The sequence below is a fragment of the Rhodococcus sp. NPDC006774 genome, from assembly GCF_040636045.1.
GTDB lineage: Bacteria > Actinomycetota > Actinomycetes > Mycobacteriales > Mycobacteriaceae > Rhodococcoides.
In genome coordinates this window covers 47,916-74,811 of record NZ_JBEYIW010000004.1, presented here as the reverse complement: position 1 = coordinate 74,811, position 26,896 = coordinate 47,916, and the positions used below count along the sequence as shown (strand labels likewise).

Annotated in this window: 24 protein-coding genes; 11 read left to right on the top strand and 13 right to left on the bottom strand. The window is 64.3% G+C overall.

All coding sequences use genetic code 11. From position 1 onward, the window contains the following. Position 1: 1 nt before the first annotated feature. The 4 genes from ABZ677_RS07705 to ABZ677_RS07690 all read left to right on the top strand — a co-directional run bounded on the left by ABZ677_RS07705 (position 2) and on the right by ABZ677_RS07690 (position 4,012). Positions 2 to 835, top strand: a complete 834-nt coding sequence (locus tag ABZ677_RS07705) for a mycofactocin-coupled SDR family oxidoreductase (RefSeq protein WP_037192422.1) — start codon at positions 2 to 4, stop codon at positions 833 to 835. Next, a complete protein-coding gene (locus ABZ677_RS07700) occupies positions 832 to 1,767 on the top strand; it encodes a MoxR family ATPase (RefSeq protein WP_358368012.1) in 936 nt (311 codons plus the stop codon). The genes ABZ677_RS07705 and ABZ677_RS07700 overlap by 4 nt, the downstream gene beginning before the upstream one ends. Before the next feature lie 69 nt (positions 1,768 to 1,836). Then, positions 1,837 to 2,760 carry a vWA domain-containing protein gene (locus ABZ677_RS07695; protein WP_358368009.1) on the top strand — a complete coding sequence of 308 codons (924 nt, stop codon included), beginning with the start codon at positions 1,837 to 1,839 and terminating at the stop codon, positions 2,758 to 2,760. Between the two features lie 88 nt (positions 2,761 to 2,848). Further along, the gene (locus ABZ677_RS07690) at positions 2,849 to 4,012 is read left to right on the top strand and encodes an epoxide hydrolase family protein (protein WP_358368007.1); all 1,164 of its coding nucleotides are present in this window, start codon (positions 2,849 to 2,851) and stop codon (positions 4,010 to 4,012) included. Here ABZ677_RS07690 and ABZ677_RS07685 read toward each other — a convergent pair. From ABZ677_RS07685 to ABZ677_RS07665, 5 genes are read right to left on the bottom strand one after another with little or no spacing between them, the layout of a single operon-like run. Further along, positions 3,995 to 5,308: an MFS transporter gene (locus ABZ677_RS07685; RefSeq protein ID WP_358368004.1), complete on the bottom strand. Its 1,314-nt coding sequence runs from the start codon at positions 5,306 to 5,308 to the stop codon at positions 3,995 to 3,997. The genes ABZ677_RS07690 and ABZ677_RS07685 overlap by 18 nt on opposite strands. A 21-nt stretch (positions 5,309 to 5,329) precedes the next feature. After that, positions 5,330 to 6,559 carry an alpha/beta hydrolase gene (locus ABZ677_RS07680; protein ID WP_358368001.1) on the bottom strand — a complete coding sequence of 410 codons (1,230 nt, stop codon included), beginning with the start codon at positions 6,557 to 6,559 and terminating at the stop codon, positions 5,330 to 5,332. Further along, complete coding sequence (locus tag ABZ677_RS07675; protein WP_358367998.1) at positions 6,556 to 6,801, bottom strand: hypothetical protein; 246 nt, start codon at positions 6,799 to 6,801, stop codon at positions 6,556 to 6,558. Before ABZ677_RS07675 ends, ABZ677_RS07680 begins: the two co-directional genes overlap by 4 nt. Beyond that, positions 6,798 to 7,433 carry a VOC family protein gene (locus tag ABZ677_RS07670; RefSeq protein ID WP_037192410.1) on the bottom strand — a complete coding sequence of 212 codons (636 nt, stop codon included), beginning with the start codon at positions 7,431 to 7,433 and terminating at the stop codon, positions 6,798 to 6,800. Before ABZ677_RS07670 ends, ABZ677_RS07675 begins: the two co-directional genes overlap by 4 nt. 29 nt (positions 7,434 to 7,462) lie before the next feature. Beyond that, the gene (locus ABZ677_RS07665; protein ID WP_037176300.1) at positions 7,463 to 8,215 is read right to left on the bottom strand and encodes a maleate cis-trans isomerase; all 753 of its coding nucleotides are present in this window, start codon (positions 8,213 to 8,215) and stop codon (positions 7,463 to 7,465) included. Between the two features lie 252 nt (positions 8,216 to 8,467). Between ABZ677_RS07665 and ABZ677_RS07660 the strand changes: the two genes are divergently transcribed. The 5 genes from ABZ677_RS07660 to ABZ677_RS07640 are packed head-to-tail and all read left to right on the top strand — an operon-like array spanning position 8,468 to position 16,856. Continuing rightward, positions 8,468 to 10,570, top strand: coding sequence for a hydantoinase/oxoprolinase family protein (locus tag ABZ677_RS07660; RefSeq protein WP_094739651.1), 2,103 nt, complete (start codon positions 8,468 to 8,470; stop codon positions 10,568 to 10,570). A 20-nt stretch (positions 10,571 to 10,590) separates the two neighbouring features. Beyond that, positions 10,591 to 12,912, top strand: coding sequence for a hydantoinase B/oxoprolinase family protein (locus ABZ677_RS07655; protein ID WP_358367993.1), 2,322 nt, complete (start codon positions 10,591 to 10,593; stop codon positions 12,910 to 12,912). Further along, entirely contained in the window at positions 12,909 to 14,588 is a 1,680-nt protein-coding gene (locus ABZ677_RS07650; protein ID WP_358367991.1) for an AMP-binding protein, read from the top strand. The genes ABZ677_RS07655 and ABZ677_RS07650 overlap by 4 nt, the downstream gene beginning before the upstream one ends. Further along, on the top strand, positions 14,585 to 16,114 hold the full coding sequence (locus ABZ677_RS07645) for an FAD-dependent monooxygenase (protein ID WP_358367988.1): 1,530 nt from the start codon (positions 14,585 to 14,587) through the stop codon (positions 16,112 to 16,114). Before ABZ677_RS07650 ends, ABZ677_RS07645 begins: the two co-directional genes overlap by 4 nt. Before the next feature lie 25 nt (positions 16,115 to 16,139). Next, complete coding sequence (locus ABZ677_RS07640; RefSeq protein ID WP_358367986.1) at positions 16,140 to 16,856, top strand: TetR/AcrR family transcriptional regulator; 717 nt, start codon at positions 16,140 to 16,142, stop codon at positions 16,854 to 16,856. Between the two features lie 60 nt (positions 16,857 to 16,916). Here the strand turns inward: ABZ677_RS07640 and ABZ677_RS07635 are convergent, their stop codons facing one another. From ABZ677_RS07635 to ABZ677_RS07625, 3 genes are all read right to left on the bottom strand, one after another. Then, positions 16,917 to 17,753 carry an alpha/beta hydrolase gene (locus ABZ677_RS07635; protein WP_358367983.1) on the bottom strand — a complete coding sequence of 279 codons (837 nt, stop codon included), beginning with the start codon at positions 17,751 to 17,753 and terminating at the stop codon, positions 16,917 to 16,919. A gap of 159 nt (positions 17,754 to 17,912) precedes the next feature. Further along, positions 17,913 to 18,188, bottom strand: coding sequence for a hypothetical protein (locus tag ABZ677_RS07630; protein WP_358367980.1), 276 nt, complete (start codon positions 18,186 to 18,188; stop codon positions 17,913 to 17,915). 205 nt (positions 18,189 to 18,393) lie between these two features. Next, positions 18,394 to 18,969 carry a GNAT family N-acetyltransferase gene (locus ABZ677_RS07625; protein WP_358367978.1) on the bottom strand — a complete coding sequence of 192 codons (576 nt, stop codon included), beginning with the start codon at positions 18,967 to 18,969 and terminating at the stop codon, positions 18,394 to 18,396. A 108-nt stretch (positions 18,970 to 19,077) separates the two neighbouring features. Between ABZ677_RS07625 and ABZ677_RS07620 the strand changes: the two genes are divergently transcribed. Both ABZ677_RS07620 and ABZ677_RS07615 read left to right on the top strand, forming a co-directional pair. Continuing rightward, entirely contained in the window at positions 19,078 to 19,563 is a 486-nt protein-coding gene (locus ABZ677_RS07620) for a nucleoside deaminase (RefSeq protein ID WP_358367976.1), read from the top strand. Positions 19,564 to 19,595: 32 nt separating this feature from the next. Beyond that, a complete protein-coding gene (locus ABZ677_RS07615) occupies positions 19,596 to 20,975 on the top strand; it encodes an alpha/beta hydrolase (protein WP_358367972.1) in 1,380 nt (459 codons plus the stop codon). An 11-nt stretch (positions 20,976 to 20,986) separates the two neighbouring features. Here ABZ677_RS07615 and ABZ677_RS07610 read toward each other — a convergent pair whose 3' ends face one another. The 5 genes from ABZ677_RS07610 to ABZ677_RS07590 form a co-directional block, all read right to left on the bottom strand. Next, complete coding sequence (locus ABZ677_RS07610) at positions 20,987 to 21,739, bottom strand: ferredoxin reductase (protein ID WP_094633332.1); 753 nt, start codon at positions 21,737 to 21,739, stop codon at positions 20,987 to 20,989. Between the two features lies 1 nt (position 21,740). Further along, on the bottom strand, positions 21,741 to 22,340 hold the full coding sequence (locus tag ABZ677_RS07605; RefSeq protein ID WP_358367970.1) for a sulfite oxidase-like oxidoreductase: 600 nt from the start codon (positions 22,338 to 22,340) through the stop codon (positions 21,741 to 21,743). Further along, entirely contained in the window at positions 22,331 to 24,919 is a 2,589-nt protein-coding gene (locus ABZ677_RS07600; protein ID WP_358368579.1) for an AMP-binding protein, read from the bottom strand. Before ABZ677_RS07600 ends, ABZ677_RS07605 begins: the two co-directional genes overlap by 10 nt. A 72-nt stretch (positions 24,920 to 24,991) precedes the next feature. Beyond that, entirely contained in the window at positions 24,992 to 25,414 is a 423-nt protein-coding gene (locus ABZ677_RS07595) for a YqhA family protein (protein WP_358367967.1), read from the bottom strand. Positions 25,415 to 25,543: 129 nt separating this feature from the next. Continuing rightward, complete coding sequence (locus tag ABZ677_RS07590) at positions 25,544 to 26,827, bottom strand: competence/damage-inducible protein A (protein WP_358367964.1); 1,284 nt, start codon at positions 26,825 to 26,827, stop codon at positions 25,544 to 25,546. Positions 26,828 to 26,896: the final 69 nt, after the last annotated feature.

Genomic DNA, 26,896 nt, shown 5'->3' with positions numbered 1-26,896 from the left:
CATGGGAAAGTTGGAAGGTAAGGTCGCGTTCATCACCGGTGCCGCTCGCAGTCAGGGGCGAAGTCACGCGATACGCCTCGCTCAGGAGGGTGCGGACATCATTGCCGTCGACCTGTGTGGACCGGTCGACACCATCGAAATGTATCCACCGGCAAACGACGCAGATCTGGCCGAAACGGTGAAGCAGGTCGAGGCGCTCGACCGACGGATCGTGGCCACCAAGGCCGATGTTCGCGACTCGGCCGCGCTGAGGAAGGCCGTCGACGACGGCGTCGCCGAACTGGGCCGCCTCGACATCGTCCTGGGCAACGCAGGAGTGTTCGAGATCGCGCCTGCCCTCGACATCACCGACGACGCGTGGCAGAACATGATCGACGTCAACCTCACCGGCGTCTGGAACACCTGCAAAGTTGCACTGCCGCATCTGATCGCAGGCGGCCGCGGTGGTTCCATCGTGTTGACGAGTTCGACGGCCGGACTGAAAGGTACACCGAACACGGTGCACTACACCGCGACCAAGCATGGTGTCGTCGGCATAATGCGCACTCTGGCAAACGAATTCGGCCAACACAGTATTCGCGTGAACACGGTTCACCCGACCGGCGTGGACACCGTCATGATCCAGAATCCCAAGACATGGGGGTTGTTCGCGCCCGATGATCCGAACCCGTCCCGAGAGAAGTCGGCACCGATCTTCCAGAGCACCAACACATTGCCGGTTCCGTGGATCGAGGCAATCGACATCTCGAACGCCATAGCGTTCTTGGTCTCGGACGATGCTCGATACATCACGGGTGCAACGCTTCCGGTCGATGCGGGGTACACCGTCAAATGACCGGCACTGCGTCGATCGGTGAGGTGCGCCGCCGGATTGCGACGCACCTCGTCGGTCGAGATCGTGAACTCGATCTCCTGTTGGCAGCGGTCGCGGCCGGGCGCGACCTGCTCCTCGAGGGTCCGCCCGGCACCAGCAAAAGCACTCTGCTCGGCGCGATCACGTCCGAGTGGGCCATTCCACTGTTCTTCGTCGAGGGCAACGCCGATCTGACACCGGCTCGAATTGTCGGGCACCACAACCCGGCTCGGGTTCTTCGCGAGGATTACAGCGAGGACAACTTCGTACCGGGACCGCTGATCGAGGCGATGCGCACCGGCGGTTTCCTCTACATCGAAGAGTTCAACCGCGCACCCGAGGACACCCTGAACACGCTTCTCACCGCGATGGCGGAACGACGTATCGTGATCCCGCGCGTGGGAACCGTCCACGCATTACCGACGTTCCGCCTCGTGGCATCGATGAATCCCTACGACAACGTCGGCACGACGCGGCTCTCGACGAGCGTCCACGACCGCCTCTGTCGCCTCGCCATCGGCTACCAGGATGCCGAAGCCGAACGCGGCATCGTGGGCCTACGCAGCGAATCCGACTCCGTACGAATCGTTGCCGACGCGGTGGCCATCACCCGGATGACGCGTGAGCACGAGGACATCGTCCAGGGCAGCAGTGTGCGCGGGGCAATCGATCTCACCCTCGTCGCACAGCAACTGGCTGAGTTGCGGGGAGCGCACGTTCCCCTCTCCACCGACATCGATCCACCCAGAGATCTACCCGAGGACTACCAGCAGGTGATGCTCGACGCGATGTACGTGGCCCTCTCCGGGCGAATTCACGTCGACGAGACATCCGACGTATCAGCAGAATCGATTTTGCACACCATCTGGCAGGACCACTTCGTGTTGCACCCCGCCGCGGCGGCACCTGGTTGAAGAGCCGTCGAGGTCGAATCGCCGATCACACGACCGGGGACCCGTCGGTCGTCGGGGACTCTGAAGCCGTTGCGACGCAGGCCGAAACAGCTGACGGAGTCACCGTCGGTGTTCCGTCCGGGCGGCGGGAGCGGTGCGGTGCTGATCGCCGAGGGGCGCAGCAAGCCGGGTAAGGCTGTCGGTGAGAACAACCCGTCGGCACCCGGGTTCACCGAGGAATCGGCCGAAGTGATTCCGCTGAACGACGCGACCGAGAACGAGTCGACTGCCGACGCCGCGACTCGGGCCCGCGCCCGGAAGATCGCGGCGCGTTTGGCAGTTCGTCGTCCACGGCTCGATGCACGCGCACGACGTGGTGTCGGCGAGCTGACGTCTCTGCGCTACCGAGGTGGCAGTGACGAGATCGATCTCGACCGCACTCTGGACGTGTTGGCGGCAAACCCGATACCCGAAGAGGATGACATCGTCGTCCGAGAACGCCGTCACACCAAACGTTCCATCGTGCTGGTGGTCGACATCTCCGGGTCGATGAAAGGTGAACGGGTACGGACTGCGGCCGCGACCGTCGGCGCTCTGACGGGTGAGATGAATCGAGACAACCTGGCTGTCGTTGCGTTCTGGTCCGACGCGGCCGTACTGACTCGATTCGGCGACTCACGGACCCCGCTGGGAATTCTCGACACCGTTCTCCGCATCCCTGCGCGGGGGCTGACCAATGTGCAGTTCGCGCTCGAGACCGCGGCGGGGCTCCTGCGCACGGTATCCGCCCCCGATGCGCGGGTTCTTCTGCTCTCGGACTGCGTCCACAATGCCGGTCCCGATCCGCGACCGACCGCGGCGAGAATTCCGCGCCTCGATGTATTGCTGGATACGTCCGGGGAGAAGGACGTCGACCTCGGACGGGATCTCGCTCGCATAGGTCACGGACGTATACGGACCATCAAGACCTACCGCGACGTCGGACCGGCGCTGAGTGCACTGTTCGGTGGGTGAGGTGTGGAAGTGGGCCCGATCGAGTCGCGCGGCCGATCGGTCGTGATTGCGGACCGTTACTGTCCGCGATGACGTGCACGATGACATCATGACAATCACCGCGCCTTCCATCCCGTTCGTCGTCGACATCCCGCAGTCGGAGCTCGACGACCTGTCCCGTCGTGTTCGCGACGCACGTCTACCCGAACCCCTCGGTGCAGATGACTGGACCACCGGAGTGCCTGTGTCCGTGCTCCGTTCGATGGCCACCACCTGGGTCGACGACTTCAGCTGGCGAGAGGTGGAGAAGCAGCTTGCGTCGTTTCCGCAGTACATGATGGAGATCGACGGTCAGCGCATCCACTACCTGCATGTGCGGTCCTCGCGAGCCGACTCCACTCCTGTTCTGCTGTGTCACGGGTGGCCGGGGTCGTACCTCGAGTTCCTCGACCTCATTCCACTGCTGACCGAGCCTGAGGACGCCGGATCTCAGGCATTCGACGTGATCGTGCCATCCGTGCCAGGATTCGCCTTCTCCACGCCGCTGTCCGACGACGGGTGGAGTACCGATCGCGTCGCCCAGGCGTTCGTGGAGTTGATGAGCTTCCTCGGATACGGCTCCTATGTCGTGCAGGGCGGTGATTACGGTGCCGGAGTCGCACCGGCGATGGGTCGTCTCGATCCCGACCACTGCGCGGCCATTCATGTCAACGGGTCGATCGGTGCGCCCTTCCAGGAACCAGACGAGGCGGAACAGAAGCGTTGCACCGAAACCGAATTGGACCGCTACCGGCGTGTTGGCGAGTTCATGGAGTCCGAGTTCGGGTACATCTCCATCCAGTCGACGCGTCCGCAACTGATCGGTGCTGCTCTGACGGACAGTCCCATCGGTCAGTTGTCATGGATGCTGGACAAATTCCGCGCGTGGACCTACCCGTTCGACGAGGAACCGGACGGTGCTCTCGGCCGCAACCGGATTCTCGCCCACGTCACCCTGTATTGGTTGACGCGGAGCGCCGGTAGCGCCGCCTACACCGTGTACGCCGCGGATGGAGGGGCCTGGGGCGATCAGCAGGCAAAGCCGTCGCAACCGGTGGGTGCCATCATGTTTGCGCACGACATCGGCATCAGGCACCTTGCGGAACAGGAGTTCGACATCGTGCACTGGACCGAGGTCCCCGATCACGGTGGTCACTTCGCGGCGATGGAGGAGCCGGTGCGCCTCGCGGCGGATCTGCGCCAGTTTCTGTCCACGTTATCGTCGGCCGGTTGACCGACCGCTGGGGGTGGGGACACTCGCCGGGGCGGCCGACGAACGCCGTCCGGTTGGCACCAGAATCGTCACCCCGGCACCGATGATTGCCGGCAAGGCGAACGCCAACAGCTGAGTGCTGGTTCCCGCGCCGGCGGCAACGAACAGTCCGCCGTACGTGGGACCGACGATCGCGCCGAGTCGTCCCACCGCGAGTGCGACGCCCAGTCCTGTGGTTCGGCACGACACGGGGTAGTAACTTCCGATGAAGGTGTTCAGCAGGATCTGCGTCCCGGTCGTTCCCATTCCTGCGATCAGCACCAGAACGTACACGATTCCGATCGGGGGAGTGGTCGCGATCAGTGCCAACGACACTGCTGCACTGAGGAATCCGAGGGTAGTCACAGGTTCGATTCCGAACCGGTCCGCCAGGTAAGCGCCACCCAGTGCACCCACTGCACCGCCCACGTTGAGCACCAGCAGGAACGACAGTGCTGCGCCGAGCGGGTATCCGGCCGATCGCATCACCGCAGGCAACCAGGTCGCGACGCCGAACAACACGAGGAGACACAACAGGGTCATCACCCAGAAGGACAACGTCACTCGCGCACGGTTCGCGGTGAACAGCGCACCGATTCCGCGATCAGTCGATGTCGGATCACCGCCGGGATTGTCCTCTACCTCCTCGAGACCGTACCGAGTCGAGATCGTCTGTGCCGCATCGCTCCTGCCCCGTGAGTTGAGGAAAGCGGGCGATTCGGGGAGGTATCCGAGCATCATCGGCAGAATCAACAACGCCGGGATCATTCCAGCCGCGAACATCGCCCGGAAGCCGAATGCCGGGACGAGCCACAGCGACAGGATCCCCGCCGCGATACCGCCGACGCTGGTCCCCACGAATCCCAGTGCGACCGTTCTCGCTCTGGTGTCGAGGCGGGAAAACTCGATCAGCATCGACGCCGCGGTCGGCATCAGAACGCCTGCCCCGACGCCCACGACAAATCGCGCTGCTCCGAACATCTCGGGCGAGGGCGCAAGTGCACAGCATCCCATTGCGGCCGAGAACAAAGCGACCGCGGCGATCAAGGCACGTCGTCTACCCCAGCGATCTGCGATGCTGCCAGCGGCCAGTGCCCCGACCAACATGCCGACTCCCACCACCGAGCCGAGGACACCGACGGTCGCCGGATCCAGATCCCACGGCTCGTACGCCAGCAGCGACGGCACCACCGTTCCGTACATCAGAAGGTCGTACCCCTCCAACGTCAAGGCCGCCAGGCACAGCGCAACGACGGGAGAAAAAGTGTTACGTGACATGATATTCCGCTCGCGAGAGGGTCAGATGAAGTGTTCGGACAACCAGGCACCGATGTCGGCGGCGGCCAGAGAAGCGCCGGTGGGCGCGCCGTCGCGAATGGGGCCACCGAAGTGGGTGCCCTCGATCGCCACGCGGGACTTGTCCACTGAGCCCAGGGCCTCGACCATCCTCGACGCGTCCTCCGGAAAACACGCCTGATCGCCGGTCAATTCGACGAACAACGACGGGACCGTGACCGACGGTGCGCACCGAACGAAGTCGGCATTGGAGCTCGGACCGGACCATGTCGACAGCCAGGCATCCGGCGTCGACAAGCGAGCGAAACCGACGAGTCCGTAATTCGTCAGATCCGGCCGTCGGCCGAACAACGAACCGTAGGGGCGGGCGTTGGGGCTCAGCGACTGGTCCATGAACCTCAGGTCCGCGTCGGTTCGATAGACGGTCAGTAATCTCGGTGCCAACGCATCTCGACGATCGGCAGGATTGCCGCTTGTCTCGAAACGCCGTCGGGCAGCGGATGCTTCGGCGACCCGTGACCGCGCGATCGCGTCGAGCCGAGCGACTCGCTCGAGCTGAGCGGCGCGATACCTCTGAACGAAATCGGTGGAATAGGTGGAGCTTTCAGGTGCGTCGACAAATCCGTTCGCCGTGTCGAAGGGATCGAGTGCCGGGTCGACGGACATGGGGTCCGATTCGTCGACGACGGACGGATCGATCAGTCGCAGCAGCAGCGCACCCTGTCCGGGGTGCGGAGCCATGAATATCGCACCGTCCGGCACTGGCATCTCCGCGGATGCGAGGTCGATCGGTCGACCTGCAGGCGTTGCCGCCAGCCGATCCCCGGGCGCGAGACCGGCTTGCTCGTGGTAGAACGCGAACAGGGTGCCACCACCCGAGTGTCCGAGCGTCACAACGTGATCGAATGAGCGTGAGCGTAGGAACACCTGCCCGGCGGCGGCGTCGAGCAATGCCTGCTCGTGCACCAGGGAGATGTCGTTGTTCACCGATCGCGTGCCCTGAGTCCACACTGCGTATCCGCGGGCGAGCAACTCGGGCACGAGAACGTGATGCGTCAGGTCCTGTCTCGGGTGCATCAGGGCAACGACCGTCTCGGCACCAGGGACCGTGCGCAACACACCGCTGACCTTGGCACCGTCCGCGGTGGTGAGCTCGTGCGCCGAGGTCACCGTGTTCGACGGAGCCTCGGCGGCATCGATGTACCGGCCTGCGCCGAGTCGGGTCCGAGTCATGACTGCTCGACGCGCAGGGCGTCTTTGTCCCACTGTGTGATTCGAGACTGCGACAGCCCGGAGACGCTGCTGTACCAGACGGCGTGCCTGCATCCGGTGGCCCGACGATCGATGACGATGTCCCCGTCCGAGACTATGCGGAAGTACGGGCCGACGTGGTCGACGCGTACGGCTGGGTCGCCGTCTGCCACCGATGCGATAGTGGTGTTCTCGGGAATGTCGAGTACGTACAACGTGGTCACGAAACCCCCACCTCGTTCTCGGCCGACCAGTCGGCCGCACGTTCGACGATCAGTTCGGCCTTGCGGGTCAACAGGTTCGCCATGCTCGGGTCGGGTCCGCGAACGACGTCGATCAGGGCGTCGATCGTGAGGTTCGCGTCGAGGTCTTCCTGCGGCGTGACCGGACGCATCGCGCGGGTGAGCTCGATCATGTAGCCGTTGGGATCGTGCGTGTAGATCGACTCGATCGTCTCGTGTTGGATCTGCATCTCCACGGGCCAGTCGCTGCCGTCCAGCCGCCGCCGGTACTCCATCAGGTCTTCTTCGCTGTCGACGTGGATTGCCAGGTGACGCGAGCGGATGAAGAAGATCGGTACGTCCTCGGCGAAGCGTGAATAGGAATCACCCTGTGGTCCACCGTCGAACGGTTCGAGGCCGAAGTAGTAGAAGAACGCGAGTCGGTCGTCGTTGCCGATGTCGAAGAAGAAGTGAATGAAGTCGGGATGCTTCTCCGGGCCCCACCCTGCGGCGCAGATGGAGTGCACGACGGGGAAGCCGAGCACGTCGCGATAGAACTCGACCGTTGCCGCCGGATCGAACGTGGGGTAGGCGACGTGGTCGACGCCCCGGACCTTGTGTGGCAAGTCGGACATGAAGATTTCCTCTCTACGAAAGTGGCGATCTAGGAGGTGACGACGGCGTCTGCCCGGAGCAGTGAGCCGGCGTCCGGGAGATCGACGGGTAGGTCCAGCGCACGGAGCAGGCTGTAGGCACCTGCCGTCGCGGCCGACAGAACTGGGATGCCGAATTCGTCCTCGGCAGCCTGGACGAGCGGTAGGGACGGCATCTGTACGCACGCGGAAATCACCAGGGCGTCGGCACCTGTGAGATCCAGGGACCGCGCCGCGTCCATGACTCGTTCGCCTGGGATGCAGCCGACTTCGGCGTTGTCGGAGACCTCGAGTGCACGCCAGTCGAGGACGCGAATGCCCTCGGCCTCGATGTACTCGACCACCTTCTCCGCGAGCGGTCGCATGTACGGCGTCACCAGAACGATGTTCTTCGCGTCCAGGGCACGCAGGCCTTCCACGAGAGCGCCCGCGCTCGACCTGACGGCTGCATCGGATCCACCCGTGGCGAGTTGTTCCGCGATCAGCCCCTCGACCCGTTGGTGTTCCCCGGGTCCCGCGACCATGAGGGCGACGAGGCACGCGTAGAGAATTGCGTCGATTCCGGCATCGCCCAACTCGAGGATGCATCGTTCGCGCTGGGCGTTCATGGCCCGCAATTGCTCCGGCGACACGGCCTGCATGCGCATGCGCGAGGAGTGGAACGAGAACCGGGCATCTCGATGTCGCGCCAACAGGGCGGGCATCTCCGTTTCCACGGTGACGTTGGAGCTCGGTACGACCAAGCCCACACGATGAATACTCATGAACTGCCTTTCGGTAATTGACGCTGATGACGAGTATTCGACGTTTGCGATGATTCGTCAAGCGGCCCGGAGCTGGGGAATCGAATCCGGGTGTCCGGTCGGGCAGTATCGAGGGAAGTGGCAGCACTCACATTCATGCTTGACATGTCGTCGGTCACGTCGAATACTCGACGCAGACGTAAGCAGTGTTCGAGGGTGTTTCGCTCTCACACGCCAGAACGTCTTCGACTCGGACCTAAGGAGCACACCGGCATGACCTATGTGATCGGAGTGGACGTCGGCGGAACGTTCACGGACGCAGTACTCGACGACAGTTCCGGCACCGTGGTCGCTGCAAAAGCGCCCTCGACTCCACCCGACTATTCCCAGGGGGTCATCGACGTTCTCGAAGCGTTGGCCGAACAACTCGGATGCCCGGTGCAGGAAATGCTCGCGAACACCCACCACATCGCGCACGGCACCACGTCCTCGCTCAATGCTCTGGTGATGGGCAACGTTCCGCCGGTCGGATTCCTGACCACCAAGGGGCATCGGGATTCGATCTACATCATGAACGTGGAGGGCCGTTACCTCGGTGGCTCTCCCGAGCAACTGCAGAACGTGTTGGGACAGAGCAAGTCCCACGGTCTCGTCCCCAAGCGACACGCACTCGAGGTCACCGAACGCCTCGACCGTGACGGCACGGTCGTCGTCGCGCTGGACGAGGAGTCCGCGCGCGTCGCCATCCGAAGCCTCGTCGACGACGGCGTCTCCGGCATCGCGGTCTCGCTGCTCTGGTCGTTCCGTAACCCTGTGCACGAGCAGCGCATTCGTGAGCTGGTCCACGAGATCGACCCCGACATGTTCGTCTCGCTGTCCTCCGAGGTGAGCCCGCGCATCCGTGAGTTCGCGCGTAACGCGACGACGATCATGAGTACCCAGATCGGCCCGGGATTGCGCGACTACCTCGGCTCGTTGGAAAAGAAGCTTCGCGCCCTCGACCTCGCCGGCCCACTCCTGGTGATGCAGAGCAACGGCGGTGCCGTTGCCGCAGCCGAGGCCCCGAAGAACGCGATCAGCACAGTCGGGTCCGTGTTGACCGGCGGCGTGGTCGGTGCGGTATCACTCGGAAAACAGCTCGGTCACAAGAACATCATCGCCACCGACGTCGGCGGCACCACCTTCCTCGTCGGCCTCGTCGTGGACGGTGAGCCGGTGCGTGCGTCGAGCACCATCATCAATCACCACCCGATCAACGTGCCCACCCTGCAGGTGCACGCCATCGGCTCCGGTGGCGGTGCCATCGCGTGGGTGGATGCCGGCGGCAACCTCCAGATCGGGCCGCACAGCGCCCAGGCGGTACCCGGACCTGCCTGTTACGGACAGGGTGGCACCGAACCCACCAATGCCGACGCCAATCTTGTCCTCGGGATCCTCCCCGAACGCGGATTGCTCGGTGGTCGCAAACCACTCGACAAAGAGCTGGCGCGCGAGGCCATTCGACGCCGCATCGCGGAACCGCTCGGTCTGTCGATCGAGGACGCAGCCGCCGCGATCTATGCCGTCCAGAACGCACAGACCGGCGACCTTCTGCGCAAGACCGTCGTCGAAGCCGGGCACGATCCGCGCAACTTCGTTCTCTACGCATTCGGTGGAGCCGGCCCATCGCATTGCGCTGCCTATGCCGCCGAAGTCGGCGTCAAGGAAGTCATCGTTCCGCTCGGGCAGGTGGCATCGGCGTTCTCGGCCTACGGTCTTGCGTCGTCGAACATCGTCCTCGCGGCCGAGCTGTCCGACCCGGCGGCGATGCCGCTCGATCCTGCTCGCGCAGAAGCTAATTTCGACGGCCTCGAGAAGCGAGTCCGTGAAGCCCTCGGTCGACAAGGACTCAATTTCACGTCTGTCCAGGTCGAACGTGAAATCGACATGCGGTACACGATGCAGTTGGCAGAGGTTGCCACCACCATTCCCGAAGGCTCGCTCGACTCGTCGAGCGTCGCACACGCGTCCGACCTCTTCGAGCAGCGCTACGCAGACTTGTACGGGAAGGACAGCGGTTTCCGTGAAGCAGGTATTCAGGCGATCACCTACCGCGTGCGTGCAACCGGCGTCCTGCCGTTCTCACCGACGCTCCCCGAGCTGAAGTCGGCCGACTCCGCGGACGCCTCGGTCGCTCGCATCGGCACCCGAAAAGTCAACTTGGACGGCCGAATCGGCTACGTCGACACCGACATCTACGACTACAGTAAGCTCGCCGCCGGGCACGTGCTCGCCGGCCCCGCCATCGTCGAAGTCCCGACGACCACAGTCGTCGTCCCGCACGGCACCACCGGAACTGTCGACCGCCTCGGCAACCTCAACATCGTCGCCGGCTGAGACCACAGGAGAACCGAACCATGACATCCGCAATTCCCGGGTCCGAGATCTTCTCGTCCCGCCCCGTCGACCCCGACGCCCTCGCCCGCACCCTGCCACCGACGCTGCCGGTGCACACCGTCACCCAGCAGCAGATCGACGAGCTCGACCCGCTGACCTACGAGGTCATCCGACACCGACTCTGGTCGGTCACCGACGAGATGGGCGAGGCACTCAAACGAATGTCGGGCTCACCCATCGTCACCGACGCGAACGATTTCGACTTCGCGATCAGTGACGAACTGGGACAGGAGGTTCAGGTGGGCCTCTACAACACCATGCTCGTCGGAGCCGTCGACCTGGCGATCTACTGGACCTTGCAACACCGTGCCACCAACCCCGGAATCGCGCCGGGTGACATGTTCCTGTGCAACGACCCATGGGTCGGCGGGGGACTGCATCAGAGTGACGTCATCGTCTACCAACCCATCTTCCACGAGGGCAAGCTGTTCGCCTGGACCAGTGCGATCTGCCACGAACCCGACCTCGGTGGTTCCGGCCTGGGATCGTTCGATCCGTCGGCGAAAGACGTGTTCTCCGAATCGCTTCCGACTCCACCGGTCAAGGTGGTCCGCGATTACGAGCTACAACGCGACATCGCGGATCTCTGGGTTCGACGCTCCCGCGTTCCCATGCTGGTCGGGCTCGACCTGCGCGCCAAGATCGGCGCGAACACCGTCGGCCGCAACCGCATGCTTGCGGTCATCGAGCAGTACGGTGCCGACACCGTCAAAGCCGTCATGAAGCGCATGATGACCGACGCCGAAGGACGACTGCGCAGCAAGCTCTCCTCGCTCCCCGACGGGACCTGGAAGGCCACCGGCTACCAGGACCAGTCGCACACCGGTGACCGCGAGGTTCACAAGATCACCGTCGCGATGAGCAAGACCGACGACCATCTCACGTTCGACTTCACCGGCACCGACAAGCAGACGGGTGTCATCAACTGCACGTACGCAGGTATGCGCGGCGGCGTCATGCTCGCGTTGCTTCCGATCCTCGCCGGTGACATTCCCTGGTCTGCAGGCGGATTGATGCGATGCTTCGATCTGGTCTCCGAAGAAGGCACCATCAACAACGCGAGCTTCCCGGCTGCGGTCAGCCGTGGTCCCATCGGACCTGCTTGGCTGACCGGAACACTCATCGCCGAATGCCTGTCGCAGATGCTCGACAGATCGGTCGACCTCGGCAAGAGCGTGCAGGCTGCGTGCTGCGGTACCTGGGACACCGCCGTGATCGCAGGCCTCGACGAACGCGGGGAACAACCCGTTCCGTTCCTCAACATCATGATGGAACCGATGGCAGGCGGTTACGGCGCACGCCCGACGGCAGACGGCATGGACACCGGCGGACTCTTCTGTATTCCGATGGGGCGCATCCCCGATACGGAAATGACCGAGTTCCTCTACCCGCTGCTGACTCTGTGGCGTCGTGAAGAGCCCGACTCCGGTGGACCCGGTCGTCAACGCGGAGGCGTCAGTGCATCGCTCGCTGTCACGCCGTACGGCACCTCACTCCCGATGGGCCTCGTCCTCGCCTCGGCGGGTAAAGCCGTGGCGCAGAACAACGGCCTCGCCGGCGGATACCCCGGCAACACCGGACTCGAAATCCTGGCGCGCAGTACCGACGTCATCGAGCAGTTCGCAGCCGGCAAGATTCCCGGAGCCCTCGACGAGCTCGGCGGCGGAAAGGAATTCGGCGCGTGCTACGCCGAAAGCTATGTCGCTCCCGGTGAGGTGCTGTACATGCATTGGCAGGGAGGCGGCGGCTACGGAGATCCGCTGCACCGCGATCCGGCGGCTGTGGTCGTTGACCTACGCGAGGGCAAGGTCACCGCGGAGGGGGCGAACGTCGTCTACGGCGTGGTGATCGACGCGGGAACGGTCGACGAGGCAGCAACTGCACGACGACGTCGAGACATGATCGACGAACGGCGCACGCGTTCCACTGAGCACTCCGATGCTCCCATCATGGATCTCTCGCTGGCCAGACGTCTCGACGACAACCTGTCCGAGGTGACCGTCGGAGACGTTCGGGTCATCGCCTGTGCACAGTGCGGTCGTTTGCTCGGTGACGAGAAGACCAGCGGCGTATTGGATCTGGCTCGCTACGAGGGACCGTCCTCGGCGGCGGGGCCCCAGGTGACGTCGGATCCGTCCATCTACGTCGACACGCCCATCGTGTTCCGTCAGCTGTGCTGCCCGGGATGCTGGACGGCCGTGTACTCGGGAATCGTCCCGGCCGATCACCCCGATCATTCGTTGGAGATCTCTCGATTGCTTCCAGCGGTGGCCGAACGATGACGGTGACCACCGAGGCGACCCACTCGGACTGGGACGGCCGGCTGGTGGGATACCCGGAGGATCGCGCGCAGCACTACCGCCGGAGTGGTTCGTGGAGTCCACTGCCCACAGGTCGCCGGTTCCACGACATCGCTCTTCGGTATCCCGACCGGCTCGCGATCATCAGCGCCGAGGGTTCGATGACGTTCGCCGAACTCGACCGTCGTACCGACGCCGTCGCTGCCGGATTGATTCGACTGGGACTGGCGCGCCTGGACCCTGTGTTGTTCCAGATGACGAACCGGCTCGGGACGGTTCTGGCCTGGTACGGCTGCATCAAGGCCGGACTGGTTCCGGTCGCCACGCTGGCCGCGCACCGAATGCACGAGATCGCGCACATCGGTGCGGCGGTGGGCGCGGTCGCGCATGTGGTCGAGGCCGGCCTGCCGTCGTTCGATCTGGTCTCGTTCGCCCACGAACACGCCGCGGGCAGCGAGACCGTTCGCCACGTGGTGACGGTCGGGGCGGTGGAGACCGACGAACTGCGGCTGGAAGACCTCGGGCGCGGCATCGATCCCACCGAGGCCCGAGCTCTCGTCGAGGCCATCGAGGCGGAGACGGATCCCGAGGATGTGGTTGCATTCCAATTGTCCGGAGGAACAACGGGAGTGCCCAAGGTCATCCCACGGATCCATGCCGAGTACTGGAACAACGCACTCATGTACGCCCAACGGCTCGAGTGGACCGCGGACAGCCGCGTCGCCCATCTGATCCCCATCGTGCACAACGCAGGGATTGCCTGCGGTCTGCACGCCTCGCATTCGGTGGGCGCGTGCCTGGTACTCGCGACCGCCGACGTCGGATCGGCGTTCGACCTGATGGAGCGCGCGGAGGCCACCGAGGTGTTGATCGGCCACGGTCACTACCAGGCCGTGTCGAGCCCCGAGTTCGATCGCGTGCGTGAGCGTCTGCGGCACGTGATCCTGTCCGGTGCCAAAGTCTCACCGGCACTGATGGACCGCGTCGACGACGGCGGAGATCATTGGGCGGGTCAACTGTTCGGGATGTCCGAGGGGCTGCTCACCGTCACCCCTGTCGCCGCCCCTCGCGACGCTCGAATCACCACAGTCGGTACTCCTGTCTGCGCCGAGGACGAGGTGCGCATTCTCGATCCCGGCACGGAGATCGAGCTACCCGACGGGGAAGTCGGCGAATTGTGTTGCCGTGGCCCGTACACGATCACCGGGTATTTCGGTGCCCCCGAGCACAATCGGACTGCCTTCACCTCCGACGGCTTCTACCGAACCGGCGATCTGGCGTCGATCTCCGTCGTCGACGGCGAGCGGTACGTCACGATCGAGGGTCGCATCAAAGACCTCATCAACCGCGGCGGCGAGAAGATCAACGCCGAGGAAGTGGAGCTTCTTCTGCTCGACCATCCGGCCATCGTGGGCGCGGCCGTCGTCGCAATGCCCGACCCTCGACTCGGCGAGAAGACGTGCGCGTATCTCGTCACCGACGGGGCCCCGTTGACGATGGCCGACGTGCAGGACCATCTCACGGGACTCGGTGTGGCCAAGTTCAAATGGCCGGAGCGCCTCGAATGGCTCGACGCGCTTCCCCGAACCAACGTCAACAAGATCGACAAGAAGCGTTTGCGGCTGGACATCGCCGCGAAGCTCGAGAGGCAACAATGAAACTCGACCGCGTCGCAGTCATCGGCGGGGGCCCCGGTGGCCTCTACGCCGCGCGGCTGCTGAAACTGTCCAATCCCAACGCGGAGATCACCGTCTACGAACAGAGTTCACCGGACACTACGTTCGGGTTCGGAGTCGGCCTCGCCTCACGGACGCAGCGAAATCTACGTCAGGCCGACGCTGCATCACTCGATGCAATTGTGGCCCAGTCGTATTCACACGAGATGTCGATGCAGGTGGGGGAGTCGATCGCCCGCTTGGCCCACGGTGATCTGCTCGCTGTGGCCCGTACCTCGCTGCTGTCCGTCCTGCAGGAGCAAGCGCGTGACGCCGGTGTCCGGCTCGAATTCGGCGAACGCCGTGAACCGGGCGATCTCGATGTCGACCTCGTCATCGCCTCGGACGGAATCAACAGCGCAACGCGAACGGCAGACCCGGGTTTCGGCACCGACATCACCACCGGGACCGGCCTCTACCTCTGGTGCGGAACGGATTTCGCACTGGCAAGCGCCATCTTCGTACCCGTCACCACCGAGCACGGCACTTTCGTCGCGCACGCGTATCCCTATGCGCCGGATCGCAGTACGTTCCTGATCGAGACGGATCTCGACACGTGGCATCGCGCGGGCTTCGACGTCACGACAGCAGCCACCGACCCGACCGACAGTGATGAGGCATCGTTGCGCTACCTCGAGTCTGCCTTTGCCGACACCCTCCAGGAACACAGGCTCATCGGCAACAGGACCCGGTGGATGCAGTTCCGAACCGTCAAGTGCCGCAAATGGTCCGTGGACAACGTCGTTCTTCTCGGGGACGCCGCACACACAGCCCACTACTCGATCGGATCGGGAACGAAGTTGGCCATGGAGGACGCCATCGCGCTCGACGCTGCACTGGCGTCGGCTGCGACCGTCGGCGAAGCCCTCACCGAGTACGAACGGGTGCGTCGCCCCGCGGTCGAACACCTTCAGCAGATTGCCGTGCGAAGTGAACAGTGGTGGGAGTCCTTCCCACAACGGATGAATCTGCCCGTGGAGCAACTGATGGTGGCGTACATGACGCGCGCCGGAAAGGTCGGTCTAGAGCGGTTTCTCGAATCTGCCCCCGAGGTGGCGTGGAAGGGAATCGCGAGCTACGCGAAGGTCCCTGCGGACTCGGAGGTTCCCGTCGATGTGTCTCGGTGGATCCTCTCGCGCCCCATCGAGCACGGTGGCCGGTCGTTTCCCGACCGATTCGCCCCGTCCGATCTTCGCGAAGACCCGACGACGACGGTGGTCTCCGTGGACGTCGAATCTGCGTGGAACGAGAAGGCGACGGCCATCGTCGACGAGTCCAGGGCAAGCTCCACGGTGTGGCTGACCGGGTCCGGCGAGCGTGATCACGTCCTGACCCGACTCGATGTCGCGGAGCGAATGATGCGCAGCACCGGTGCACTCGTCGTCGTCGACGTGCCGGAGGAGTGGATGCCCGACGCGGTGGCAGGTCTGGTCGGTGCGCGTACCCACCTCGTGTCTGTCGGTCGTTGACGGGAGCGACGGTTATTCTTCGGTCATGACACGCGAGGACTCACAGCGGGGCGCGGCGAGGAATCCGCGTCGGGAGCTGGTCGAGAAGCAGATTCTCGACCAGGCCACGCGGTTGTTCGCGGAGAAGGGGTTTGCCAGTACGACCCTCCAGGACATCGCCGACGCAACGGGCCTCACCCGGCCGGCGCTCTACCATTACGTCGCGAACAAGGACGAGTTGCTGTCGCGTCTGATCAGTGAGAGCACCGAGACGCCTGCCGCAGTTCTGCACCAGATCAACCAGCGATCCGATCTCGGTCCCACCGAGAAGCTTCGCAAGATGGCCACCGCGATCGCCCTGAACCAAGCTGAAACCGCCGACCGTTTCAAGCTCATCATCAGGTCGGAAGCCGATCTCCCCGAGGAGATTTCGCGGACCTACCAGCAGAGCCGTCGGCACGTGCTCAAGGAGTTCGTGACGGTCGTCGAAAGCGGTGTCAAGGCAGGAGAGTTCAGGCCTGTCGACCCGCGTACTGCGGCACTCGGCATCATCGGAATGCTCAATTGGGTCGCCTGGTGGCATCAGAGCGGTGATCCCGACGCCGATCGGAGCGTGGCCGTCCAACTCGCCGACATGGCACTGCGCACCGTTGCTCAGGAGAGCGGCAAGCCCGTCGTACCCGAGGGACCCGAACGGGCCATCTCCATGCTCCGGGAAGACCTCGACTACCTCGAACGCATCCTGGCTCGGGATCGAACCTAGGCAAACGCGAAAGAGCGGCTCCGTAGTGCGACTGTTCGCCGCTCGTAACGAATCAGCTGGTCATTCACCTCGCAGAGCCCGATCGACGATCGCTCCGACAGCGGCAGCACCGACGGACGTCATGATCGTCCCGGCGTGATCGAGCCCCGGCATCGGGGTGATGGACGTCAGGTCGAGTGCGTCGATGCCCTGAGGCGAGTACATCGGGGCGGATTCTGCACCAACGCTCCACTGCGCGTGCAGGAATCGAATCGGCATCGTCAGTTCCCGGAACCGCGAAGCGCCGAAGAACACGTCTGTGGCGTCGGCGACGACCGCAGCGGACGACAGTCGAATCGATCCGTCGGCCAGATCGTGTTCGGCATACGTCCGTAGCAGCGGGTCGCTGCGGTCGAGCAGCGGCAACGAGGTCGACACCAAGAACTCGATGTAATCCTCGATGTCGTCCCACCGCTGCTGAGTTCGAGCAATCTTGTCCGCGAAAGCGGCCGCGACGTTGTCCTGTGTGAGACCGGCGGGCGGTGCCACCGGAACGCCCCCGTCGACGAGAACGAGGCTTTTCACTCTGGATGGATACCTGGCCGCGAATTCGACCGCCACGAAGCCGCCCATCGACATTCCGCACACGTGCACGGCGCCCAGTTGCAGAGCATCCAAGACGGCGTCCAGATCGTCTGCGTGCTGGGTCAACGACGACGGTCCCGTGACGTCCACGCTGTCGCCCCTGCCGCGGAGATCCGGTGCGACGAGAGTCAGGTGCGGCGACTCTGCGCGTAGCCAGCCCCACAGCATGCGCTGGCTCGAGACCCCGTGCACCACGAGAACGGGCTCGCTGGTCCCGGTGTGTGTTTCGACGACGATGTCTCCGCCGGATACCGGTACTCGATCGATGGTCATGCCTGCAGACAGTAGGTGAAGCCTTCCGAGGGCGGGATGGATTTTCTCTACACTGTGCGAGCGAAAATACGGATGGATGATCCGTATGGGAGAGGATCATTCGGCACTGTGGCTCTTCGGCCTCGAGCGAACGAGTACCTACGAGCGTCAGGCGGGCGATCACACAGCGGTGGCTGCGAACGTCAGGAACACGACGAACAGCCCCGCACCGCCCAGAGCGGCACCGATCACGGCCTCGCGCCCGTTCGACGCTGTGCCGTCGACGGCGCGGCCGAGACCGATCCAGCCACTGATGACGGCGATCACTCCGGTCGGGACAGCAACGAAGTCTCCGATGAACGGAACGAACGCGCTGGTGACAGCAACGATGCCCGCGATCAACGCCAGGCTTCCGGCTCCGTCTCGAAACATCGACTGTGGAGCAGACTTTCTCACTACTGCACTTCCCGTCGGATGCATCACGGCAGCGGTTCAGACTTCCCGAGCGCACGCACCCGGCAACGACGATTTCATCATAGACACTCGGTGCCGTGCGCGGTCGATGAGCAGGGACTGCCTGCGTGCAGAGGTGGGCGCAACCCTGCAGCCGTGCGGCAGCGTCAGCACGAGAACGTGAGGCTTCGGACTCTCCTGCACTACCTCAGCGGCGTAGATCTTTTCGCATGATCACCCGTGGGATTCCGCCCGATACCGACGTCGTCTCTGCCGCGAATTCGAAGCCCGCCGACTCGAACAGTCCGCGGGTGCCGACGTAGGCCATCGTCAGGTCGACCTTCGCACCCTTGTTGTCCACCGGATAGCCCTCGATCGCGGGAGCACCGTGATCGGCGGCGAACCGAACGGCACCGGCCAACAACGCATGCGCGATACCGCGTTTGCGGTGGCCCGCCTTGACGCGGAAGCACCAGGCCGTCCAGACCGGCAGCTCGTCGACGTGCGGAATCTTGTTGGATCGCGCGAACGGCAACTCTGAGCGTGGTGCCACCGCAGCCCAGCCGACCACCTCGTCCCCGTCGTAGGCCAGCACGCCCGGCGCGACCTTTCGACGGGTCAGCGTCGCGACGTACGCGGCGCGGTCCGGGCCTACCAGTGACCGGTTGGTTGCGGAATCGATCCGGTGGCTCAGACACCAACAGACCGACGACGTCGGGTTCTTCGGGCCGAGAATCGCGCGCAGATCCGCGAACGACGTTGCAGTCCGCACCGAGAAGCTCACCCGCCGACCATACCCAGCAGCGATGCCGTACTACTGGGTCGGCAGGCGGTGTGTTTCGAGACGGTACGGTCGAGGCGTGAAAACTTCGATCCTCGGCACCGGTACCTTGTGAGCATCTCTTCCAGCGACCGTGCATTCCTGGCCCGGGCTGTGGATTTGGCGGCAGAGGCGGCGCGCACGGGCAACGATCCATTCGGCTCGGTTCTGGTGTCGGACAGCGGCGAGCTGTTGGCCGAGGACAGGAACAGGGTCGGTGACCTGAACGATCCCACTCGGCACCCCGAGATCGCACTGTCTCGGTGGGCTGCGACCAACCTGGACGCCGATCAGCGTCGATCCTCCACGGTCTACACCTCCGGCGAACACTGCGTGATGTGCTCGGCGAGCCACGGGATAGTAGGACTCGGCCGCATCGTCTATGCCACGTCGACGGCTCAATTACTCACGTGGCTCGAAGAATTCGGTGCTGCGCCACTCGCAATCACACCATTGCCCATCGAACGGATCGTCCCGGGCATCGTGGTGGACGGGCCGGTGGCCGAGTTCTGCGACACCGTTCGCGAACTTCACCGGCAACGCCACGCGTCTGCGTAGTCACGCACTCGAGAAAGACAAGGGAGAAGACCGTGCCGGACGGCATCGAGGCCGGAGCAGTGCGCCGAACCAGAGCGAGGGCGGCTGCGCTCGCGGTCACAGGCGGCGTCAGCGTCGTACTCGCATGGCTCGAGTTCGTCCTCATCCGTCAGCAGCTCGCTGTGGGGTTGTGGATAATCGCCGCGGCAGTCGTGGCAGTCTGTCTCGTCGCTTCCGATGCCAGAAAGCACGTAGCCGTAGGAACGTCGCTCGGGTCGGTCACCGTCGTGACCCAGGCGGCATGGCTGGTGACGGGATTTCACACCCTGTGGGTCATAGCCTTGACCGCGGCCGTTGCGCTCGGTTTCTTTCTGCTCGCGTCGGCGTGGGCGGGCCGTTCGGCGGCCTCCACTCGTAGGGTTGCCACCGCCCTCCCGGCCGGCCTCGCTGCAACGATTGCATTGGTGGGCTCCGCCGCGGTCGTCGGGATGGCGGCCGATCCGGCACCGCTGGTCCGATCGCTGCATGCGTTGGGGCAGAGCAATTCCTTCGAGCCCGACGCGCAGACAGCGACGACGGTCGTCGACGGTGCACGACTCACCAGCGACGTCGAATACGGCTCGACGCTTCCGAATTCGTTTCTCGACATCTATATTGCCGACGACGATCCATCGGTCGGTCGGCCCACGTACGTCACTGTTCATGGCGGTGGCTGGATCGTCGGTGACAAAACGGATGGTGCTCCCAGCGCAGATTCCGGCGGTGCATCGTGGGCGGGCCCCATGCTCGACGCCGGCTACAACGTGGTGTCGGTGAACTACGCGTTCGCGCCGAGCTACCGATTCCCCACGCAGACAATCCAACTGGGCCAGGCCATGCAGTTTCTGGAAGCGAACGCCGACGGGTACGGACTCGACATGAGTCGCGTCGTGCTCGCCGGAACCAGCGCGGGTGGCCACATCGTGGGCAACTACGCCACCGTGCAGACCAATTCCGACTACGCGCGAGCACTGGGTATGGAACCCACCATGGACCGAAGTGCCTTGAAGGCGATCGTGTTCGAGAGTGCTGCCCTCGATGTCGGTAGAGCGGGCGCACCGCAATCACCGAGCCCGTCGAACGGTTTCTTCTTCGACATCGCCGCCCGAAATTACCTCGACACCACCGACGCAGCAGTGCTGGCGCAGGCGAACGTCATCGACAACATCACAGCCGACTTTCCGCCCAGTTTCATCTCCGACGGCAACACCGGTACCTTCCCCGACCAGGCAGCCGAACTGAGCGCCGGACTGGACAGAGTGGGCGTCGCCAATCGCCTGAACCTGTACAGCAAGAACGAGGCAAGACTGGACCATTCGTTCATGTCGGTGGATTCGGAGTGGACCGACGAATACAGCCGCCTCAAGATCGAATTCCTCCGCGGCATCGTCTGATCCACCGCACCTCAGCTCGGTCCGAAACGCTCCGTTCGGATGTTCGCTGCCGAGTGCCCCCGCTCCACCAGCATGTCGGCCACAGTGTCGACGAAGCTCGTGGGGCCACAGATGTAGCACCGCGGCTCGAACTCCGCCGGCCATCCGTGGGCGTCGAGGTCCTCGATCGTGATGCGGCCGAGTGGCCGTGCATTGCCGGCAGGGGCACGCCGCGTGTGGATCATGGTGACGTCCACGCCGGCCGGAGGGCGAGCCCACTCGTCGGCGAAATAGACCTCCGCGGGTTCGCGCACCGAGTACAGCACCCGGAACGGCACCCGTCCGCCCGTTGCGGACGCCTGGGCGCGCACCATCGCGCGGAGCGGGACGATTCCGGAACCGCCACCCACCAACAGGATCGGCGGAGACGGGGTCTCGGAGGGCTGGGACGGTCGCCAGACGAACCATCGACCCACCGGTCCGCGGATCTCGATGCGATCACCGACCTCGACGGCCTCGACCAGGTAGGGAGACACCTCACCGTCGGCGACGTTCTGCACCGTGATCTCGATGCGCGACGTGCCGTCGGGTGCCGACGCCAAGGAGTAGCTTCGCTGCGCGCTGTAGCCGTCCTCGGCGGTGAGCTTGACGTCCACATGCTGTCCGGCGAGATGGCCGGGCCATCCGTCGACGTCGAGAACGAGGGTGGACGCGGTGGGTGTCTCACGCCGCACGGTCGCCGCCGTGGCAACGAGCCAGGGTTTCGCCCCGGCTGCCGATGTCACGTCAGTCGCCCTGGTACCGCTGCTCGCGCCACGGATCTCCGTAGTCGTGATACCCACCGCGTTCCCAGAAGCCTTGCTCGTTCTCCACGGTGAGCTCGATGCTCGAGATCCACTTCGCCGATTTCCAGAAATACAGATGTGGAACGAGAAGCCGTGCGGGACCACCGTGTTCGCGAGTCAGGGGAGCGCCGTCGAACTCGGTGACCAGCCAGGCCTTCCCATCCCTGAGATCTTCGAGGGGAAGATTGGTGGTGTAGCCGTCGAAGCCGTGCACCACGACGTAGCCGGCATCGGTATCGAGACCGTCCAGCAGAACGTCCAGGCTCACGCCCTTCCACGTGGTGTCGAGCTTCGACCACTTGGTGACGCAGTGGATGTCGACGGTCGGAGTCTCGTGCGGGAGAGCCGCGAATTCGTCCCAGGTCCAGCTGCGAGTGTCGCCGCGTTCGGTGGTGACCGAGAACGACCACGTGTCGGTCGCGACGACGGGCGCGGGCCCGATCGCGAGGACGGGAAAATCCTTGGTCAGATACTGACCGGGGGGAGTACGCCCGTCGTCGCCGCGTCGCCGACCCACGAAGCCCTTCGAGATCAATGCCATGGTGGCCAATTGTGCGCTCGTGGTCGGGAGCCTGACAAGTCGGACGGCACGGCGATGTCGGAACGGACCGTCGTCGATCGCGACACGATTCGACTGCGGAGGGAAAGTACGAATTCGACCGCCTGCCAGTACAGAATTCCGACGATGATCGACAGGGCGAATGCGAGCCAGGGATGGTCGTCGCGAAGCGGCAGGTAGACCTGAAAATGGGTCAGGTAGATGTGGAGGGAGGCGCTCGCCAACACCCCTGCCACTCGGCTCAGCATCGCTGGGAACGGAATCGACGACAACCACACCAACATGCACAGTCCGACAGCGACGATGACTTCTCGTTGCGTGTCGCCGAAGAAGAACCCGGGCACAGTACCGACGATGGCAGCCGTCACCCACAGTCGCTGCGGGATCGTCTTCGCCTGCGCCGCAGCCCAACCCAATGCGAACAACCAGAAGACCACCGACGCGGTGAGGATCCGGTTGGGGCTGTCGTCGATGTCGATCAGCCCGTAGCGGGTGACGAGTCCGAGGCCCACGAGTCCCATCGGGAACCAGAACGAGTGACCACGCTCGAGACGGTCGAGCAATGGAATGGTCAGTGCCGCAGCAGCGGCCAGAACGATGTACACGATCGCCTCGACGAACCAGTACCGCCATTCCGCAGACCACCCGTCGGGGCCGAGGATCCCGTTGAGCAGAAATGCGCTGGTGATTCGATAGTCCCCGGTGAGGGCGATGACGCATCCGATCCACACCATGCTGGGGACGGCTATCCGAGCGACGCTTCGGAGCACGCGTCGAGTCCGTTCGATGCGATCCACGGCCCCGAGGTGAAAGCGGGCGAAGTTGTAGCCGGCTATCCCGAGTAGCACGTGGGCCCCGCCGAGCACCGCGAACAGGTGAATGTGTGAGCCGACGATCAGAACGATCGCGAGGGCGCGCAGCAGAACGTTCGTCTCCATTCGGTGCCAGCCACGCCGTGAGCGCTGACTCCGATCGAACTCGCGCACCGGTGTGGTGTGCCAGTTCTCGGGCAGGTGGCCGAGCATGGCCTCCAGCCGTATCGACACACGTACGTAGGACAGGGAGTCGCCGCCCAAACTCACGAATGTACTGTCGTCCTCCACCTGTGAGCAGTGCAGAATCTCGGTGAACAGTGCCTTCACGTCAGCGGTGGCCGGGACGGCGTCCGACGGGTCGAGTTCGGGCCGGGCAGCGATCTCCGCAACCGCTCGCAGATCCGGTTTGCCGGTGGGCGTTCGCGGTAGTCGGTCGACGAGACACACCCGTACCGCTGCCGCGGGTAGTCCACTGCTCTGCGCGGCAGTGCGGCGGACTGCGTCGATGTCACCGCCGTCCACGACGATGACCAACTCGTCGATTCCACCGGTGCAGCACGCCGTCAGCCCGTGCTGCGCGAGCGTGGACTCGACGTGCTGCAGGTCGATGCGCAGGCCGAACACCTTCGCGAATCGACTTCGGCGGCCCACCACCTCGTAGAATCCGTCGTCCGTGAGTCGCGCGAGGTCGCCGGTGCGTAGTTCGCCCGCGAGGATGTCACCGAGGCGAAGGTCATCGGGGCTCTCGGCGTACCCGAGCATGACGTTCGGCCCGGAGTAGACGAGTTCGCCTGTACCGCTGGGGGAGTCGTCGACTGTCTCCAGGCGGAAGGTCCCTCCGGGAATGGGACGGCCGATGGTGTGTGGGTGGGTGGCGGCGAGATCGGATGGCAGATAGGCCATTCGGGCAGTTGCCTCGGTCTGCCCGTACATGACGAACAAGTCCCATCCCCGACGTCGGCCCAGCTCGGCGTACTTTCGGACGCGATCCGGCGGCATCTTGCCACCGGCCTGCGTGATGTAGCGCAGCTCGGGCAGATCCAGCTGATCGAATCCCATCCGGTCGAGCAGATCGAAGGTGTAGGGCACGCCGGCGAACGTCGTTCCGCGCTGGGCCCGCACGAGATTCCAGAAGGCGGGATCGGTGACGGAGGAATCGGTCAGAATCAACGCGGCACCGCGGAGAAGATGGCTGTGGACGACCGACAGTCCGTAGCAGTAGTGCATGGGCAGCGTCGTCACTGCTCGGTCGGTGGCGCGGATACCGAGGTACTCGGCGATCGACTCGGCGTTGGACTGCACGTTTCGGTGCGAGAGTCGGACGAGTTTGGGCGATCCGGTCGAACCGGACGTGCTGAGAAGCAACGCGAGGTCGGGGTGCAGGTCATGCTCGGGTCGTCGGCCGGCCTTCTCGACGACGCTGCGGCCGTCGACGGTGCGCACCACCACATCGGGCCGGTATGCGTCGATCAGGCCGTCGAGGTGGCCAGAATTTTCGTTCGGAGCCATCAGCACCGGATGCCCGGCCCTCAGCGCTGCCAGATACGTGACGATCACGTCGACGTCGTTGGAACCGGAGATCAGCACGAGACAACGCGTCGTCCCGAGTTCCGACGCCCGATGCTCGACGCGTTCATCGAGGTCACGATAGGTGAGCGCCTCGTCGGCCGTGATCAGAGCAGGTTCGTCACCGAAGCGGCCGAGGTCGCGCGCGAAGCGCACACCGGGGCGGTCGACGTAGGTCATCTCGCTGAGCACCGACGGAGTCTATATAAGGAATGCCGAACCTAACTAGGTTACCGCCGCCCGGCAGTGGATTCACGGACTGCGATGCCAGGTTGCGAACACGATCAGCAGACCGCCGACCAACGCGGTGGACACACTCTGAGCGATGAGCTCATCCGGTTCCGGCCTGGTGATGGACACTTCCAGGAATCGCACGACCAGCACCAGTAGCAGCGTTCCTGCGGTCTGCCTCTTCAACTGACCGAACGAGTTGGTTGTCAGCGAAGGCGGCAGGTCGAGGTCGTGTACGAACAATTCCCACAATCCGAATCCGACGATGAGAAGCACGGTCGCGATGAGGATCGAGTCGATACTTTCGAACAATTTGACCAGTGCTTTGTCGGAGGAGAGGCCCTCGACGATGAGCAGGCGGACGAAGTCCACACCCTTTGCCAACGCCCACATGTAGGTGACGGCCGACAGCAGGAGGGCAGTCGAGGCGCCGACGATGCTCATGAAACGGACTTTTTCGACGGCAAGTCGGCGACCCGTTGGCTGCCCGTTCACAGGTGGTTGTGAATGCTGCTCGGAGTTGTCCTTCGGTGACGACATGTTCGGGTCCCTCCTGCGCTGTCTACGAGACCTTCAGCGAGTCTTCAACGCGTCGGCGAGCATGTGCATTGCTGCGGTGGTGGACAGTGCACGCACGCTTGCTCGGTCGCCGGGGAGATGAAGCGTGTGGGTGACGGTAGGTCGGCCCGTGACGGCGTTACCGAAGCACACGGTCCCGACCGGCTTGGTCTCGGTTCCGCCACCCGGGCCCGCAACGCCACTGGTCGATACCGCGATGTCGACGCTGAGCCGCTTCAGTGCGCCTTCGGCCATCAGCGCCGCCACCGGCTCGCTGACGGCTCCGTGCCGATCGATCACCTCGGCTGGGACGTCGAGCAGGCCGGTCTTCGCCTCGTTGGCGTAGGACACCACCGCGCCGATGACGTACGCCGACGATCCTGCGCGGTCGGTCAGGCGTGCGGCGATCATCCCTCCGGTGCACGATTCTGCCGTCGCGATTCGATGCCCGGACAAGCGGTTCGCGACGATGTCGTCGATGGTGGAGCCGTCGGTCGAAAAGACCTGTGCACCATGGATTTTGTCGATGAGATTTTCGAGTTCCGTGTATGCGGTTCTCGCTGATTCGGCGTAGCGGGTCACCATTTCGAGCTCGCCCCGACTCAGGCAGGTGGTGATCTCGAGTTCGCCGAATCCCGTGATCTCGCGCTCTGCCGTTCGCAGCGTCGCGGCGAGGTCGGCCTCGGACAGTCGATAACCGCGGATGGTGTCCTGTCGCATCTGCGTGCGGCGGGCCAGAACCTCGGCGACGGGTGCGCTGTCGAGGGCCTCCGGCCACATCGCCTGCAGTTCGCGAGGTGGGCCGGGCAGGATGAGGACGGCGGGCAGCGACCTGGAGTCGTCGGCCGGTATCGCGACCCCGGGTGCGGTTCCGGTCGGTGAAATGGACTGCGCACCTTGCGGAACCATCGCCTGCTTGCGGATACCGGCCCGTAGCGGTTCGGAGTCGGCTGCAGAACTCATGCGGCTTCGCCACCGTTGCACGATCGCGTGGATGCGATCTTCGAGCTCGGCGTCCAGGATCAATTCGCGGCCGTACAGCGCGGCGACGGTCGGAACAGTGAGGTCGTCGGCGGTCGGACCCAAACCTCCGGTGGTGACGATCAAGTCCACGCGTTGGTCGGCCAGAAACCGAACCTGCGCAGACAGATCGTCCGGTCGATCACCGCACACGGTGATGTGGGCGACGTCGACGCCCATCTCGAGAAGTCGCTGAGCCACCCATGGGCCGTTCCGGTCGGTGACCCGACCGGCCAGAACCTCGGTTCCCGTGACCACCACACCTGCTCGCACAGTCATGCTTAGACCTTACTGACTGGGGTGCGCCGGTGACTTTCTCGGTTGGACCGGGTCCAAGAGGTGACATCG

Excerpts from the sequence above, each read along its gene's own strand:
- ABZ677_RS07700 (WP_358368012.1), top strand. The coding sequence starts at position 832 with ATGACCGGCACTGCGTCGATCGGTGAGGTGCGCCGCCGGATTGCGACG.
- ABZ677_RS07680 (WP_358368001.1), bottom strand. The coding sequence starts at position 6,559 with ATGACTCGGACCCGACTCGGCGCAGGCCGGTACATCGATGCCGCCGAG.
- ABZ677_RS07665 (WP_037176300.1), bottom strand. The coding sequence starts at position 8,215 with ATGAGTATTCATCGTGTGGGCTTGGTCGTACCGAGCTCCAACGTCACC.
- ABZ677_RS07645 (WP_358367988.1), top strand. The coding sequence starts at position 14,585 with ATGAAACTCGACCGCGTCGCAGTCATCGGCGGGGGCCCCGGTGGCCTC.
- ABZ677_RS07660 (WP_094739651.1), top strand. The coding sequence starts at position 8,468 with ATGACCTATGTGATCGGAGTGGACGTCGGCGGAACGTTCACGGACGCA.
- ABZ677_RS07650 (WP_358367991.1), top strand. The coding sequence starts at position 12,909 with ATGACGGTGACCACCGAGGCGACCCACTCGGACTGGGACGGCCGGCTG.
- ABZ677_RS07595 (WP_358367967.1), bottom strand. The coding sequence starts at position 25,414 with ATGAGCATCGTCGGCGCCTCGACTGCCCTCCTGCTGTCGGCCGTCACC.
- ABZ677_RS07655 (WP_358367993.1), top strand. The coding sequence starts at position 10,591 with ATGACATCCGCAATTCCCGGGTCCGAGATCTTCTCGTCCCGCCCCGTC.
- ABZ677_RS07685 (WP_358368004.1), bottom strand. The coding sequence starts at position 5,308 with ATGTCACGTAACACTTTTTCTCCCGTCGTTGCGCTGTGCCTGGCGGCC.
- ABZ677_RS07600 (WP_358368579.1), bottom strand. The coding sequence starts at position 24,919 with ATGACCTACGTCGACCGCCCCGGTGTGCGCTTCGCGCGCGACCTCGGC.
- ABZ677_RS07705 (WP_037192422.1), top strand. The coding sequence starts at position 2 with ATGGGAAAGTTGGAAGGTAAGGTCGCGTTCATCACCGGTGCCGCTCGC.
- ABZ677_RS07590 (WP_358367964.1), bottom strand. The coding sequence starts at position 26,827 with ATGACTGTGCGAGCAGGTGTGGTGGTCACGGGAACCGAGGTTCTGGCC.
- ABZ677_RS07605 (WP_358367970.1), bottom strand. The coding sequence starts at position 22,340 with ATGGCATTGATCTCGAAGGGCTTCGTGGGTCGGCGACGCGGCGACGAC.
- ABZ677_RS07640 (WP_358367986.1), top strand. The coding sequence starts at position 16,140 with ATGACACGCGAGGACTCACAGCGGGGCGCGGCGAGGAATCCGCGTCGG.
- ABZ677_RS07670 (WP_037192410.1), bottom strand. The coding sequence starts at position 7,433 with ATGTCCGACTTGCCACACAAGGTCCGGGGCGTCGACCACGTCGCCTAC.
- ABZ677_RS07690 (WP_358368007.1), top strand. The coding sequence starts at position 2,849 with ATGACAATCACCGCGCCTTCCATCCCGTTCGTCGTCGACATCCCGCAG.
- ABZ677_RS07635 (WP_358367983.1), bottom strand. The coding sequence starts at position 17,753 with ATGACCATCGATCGAGTACCGGTATCCGGCGGAGACATCGTCGTCGAA.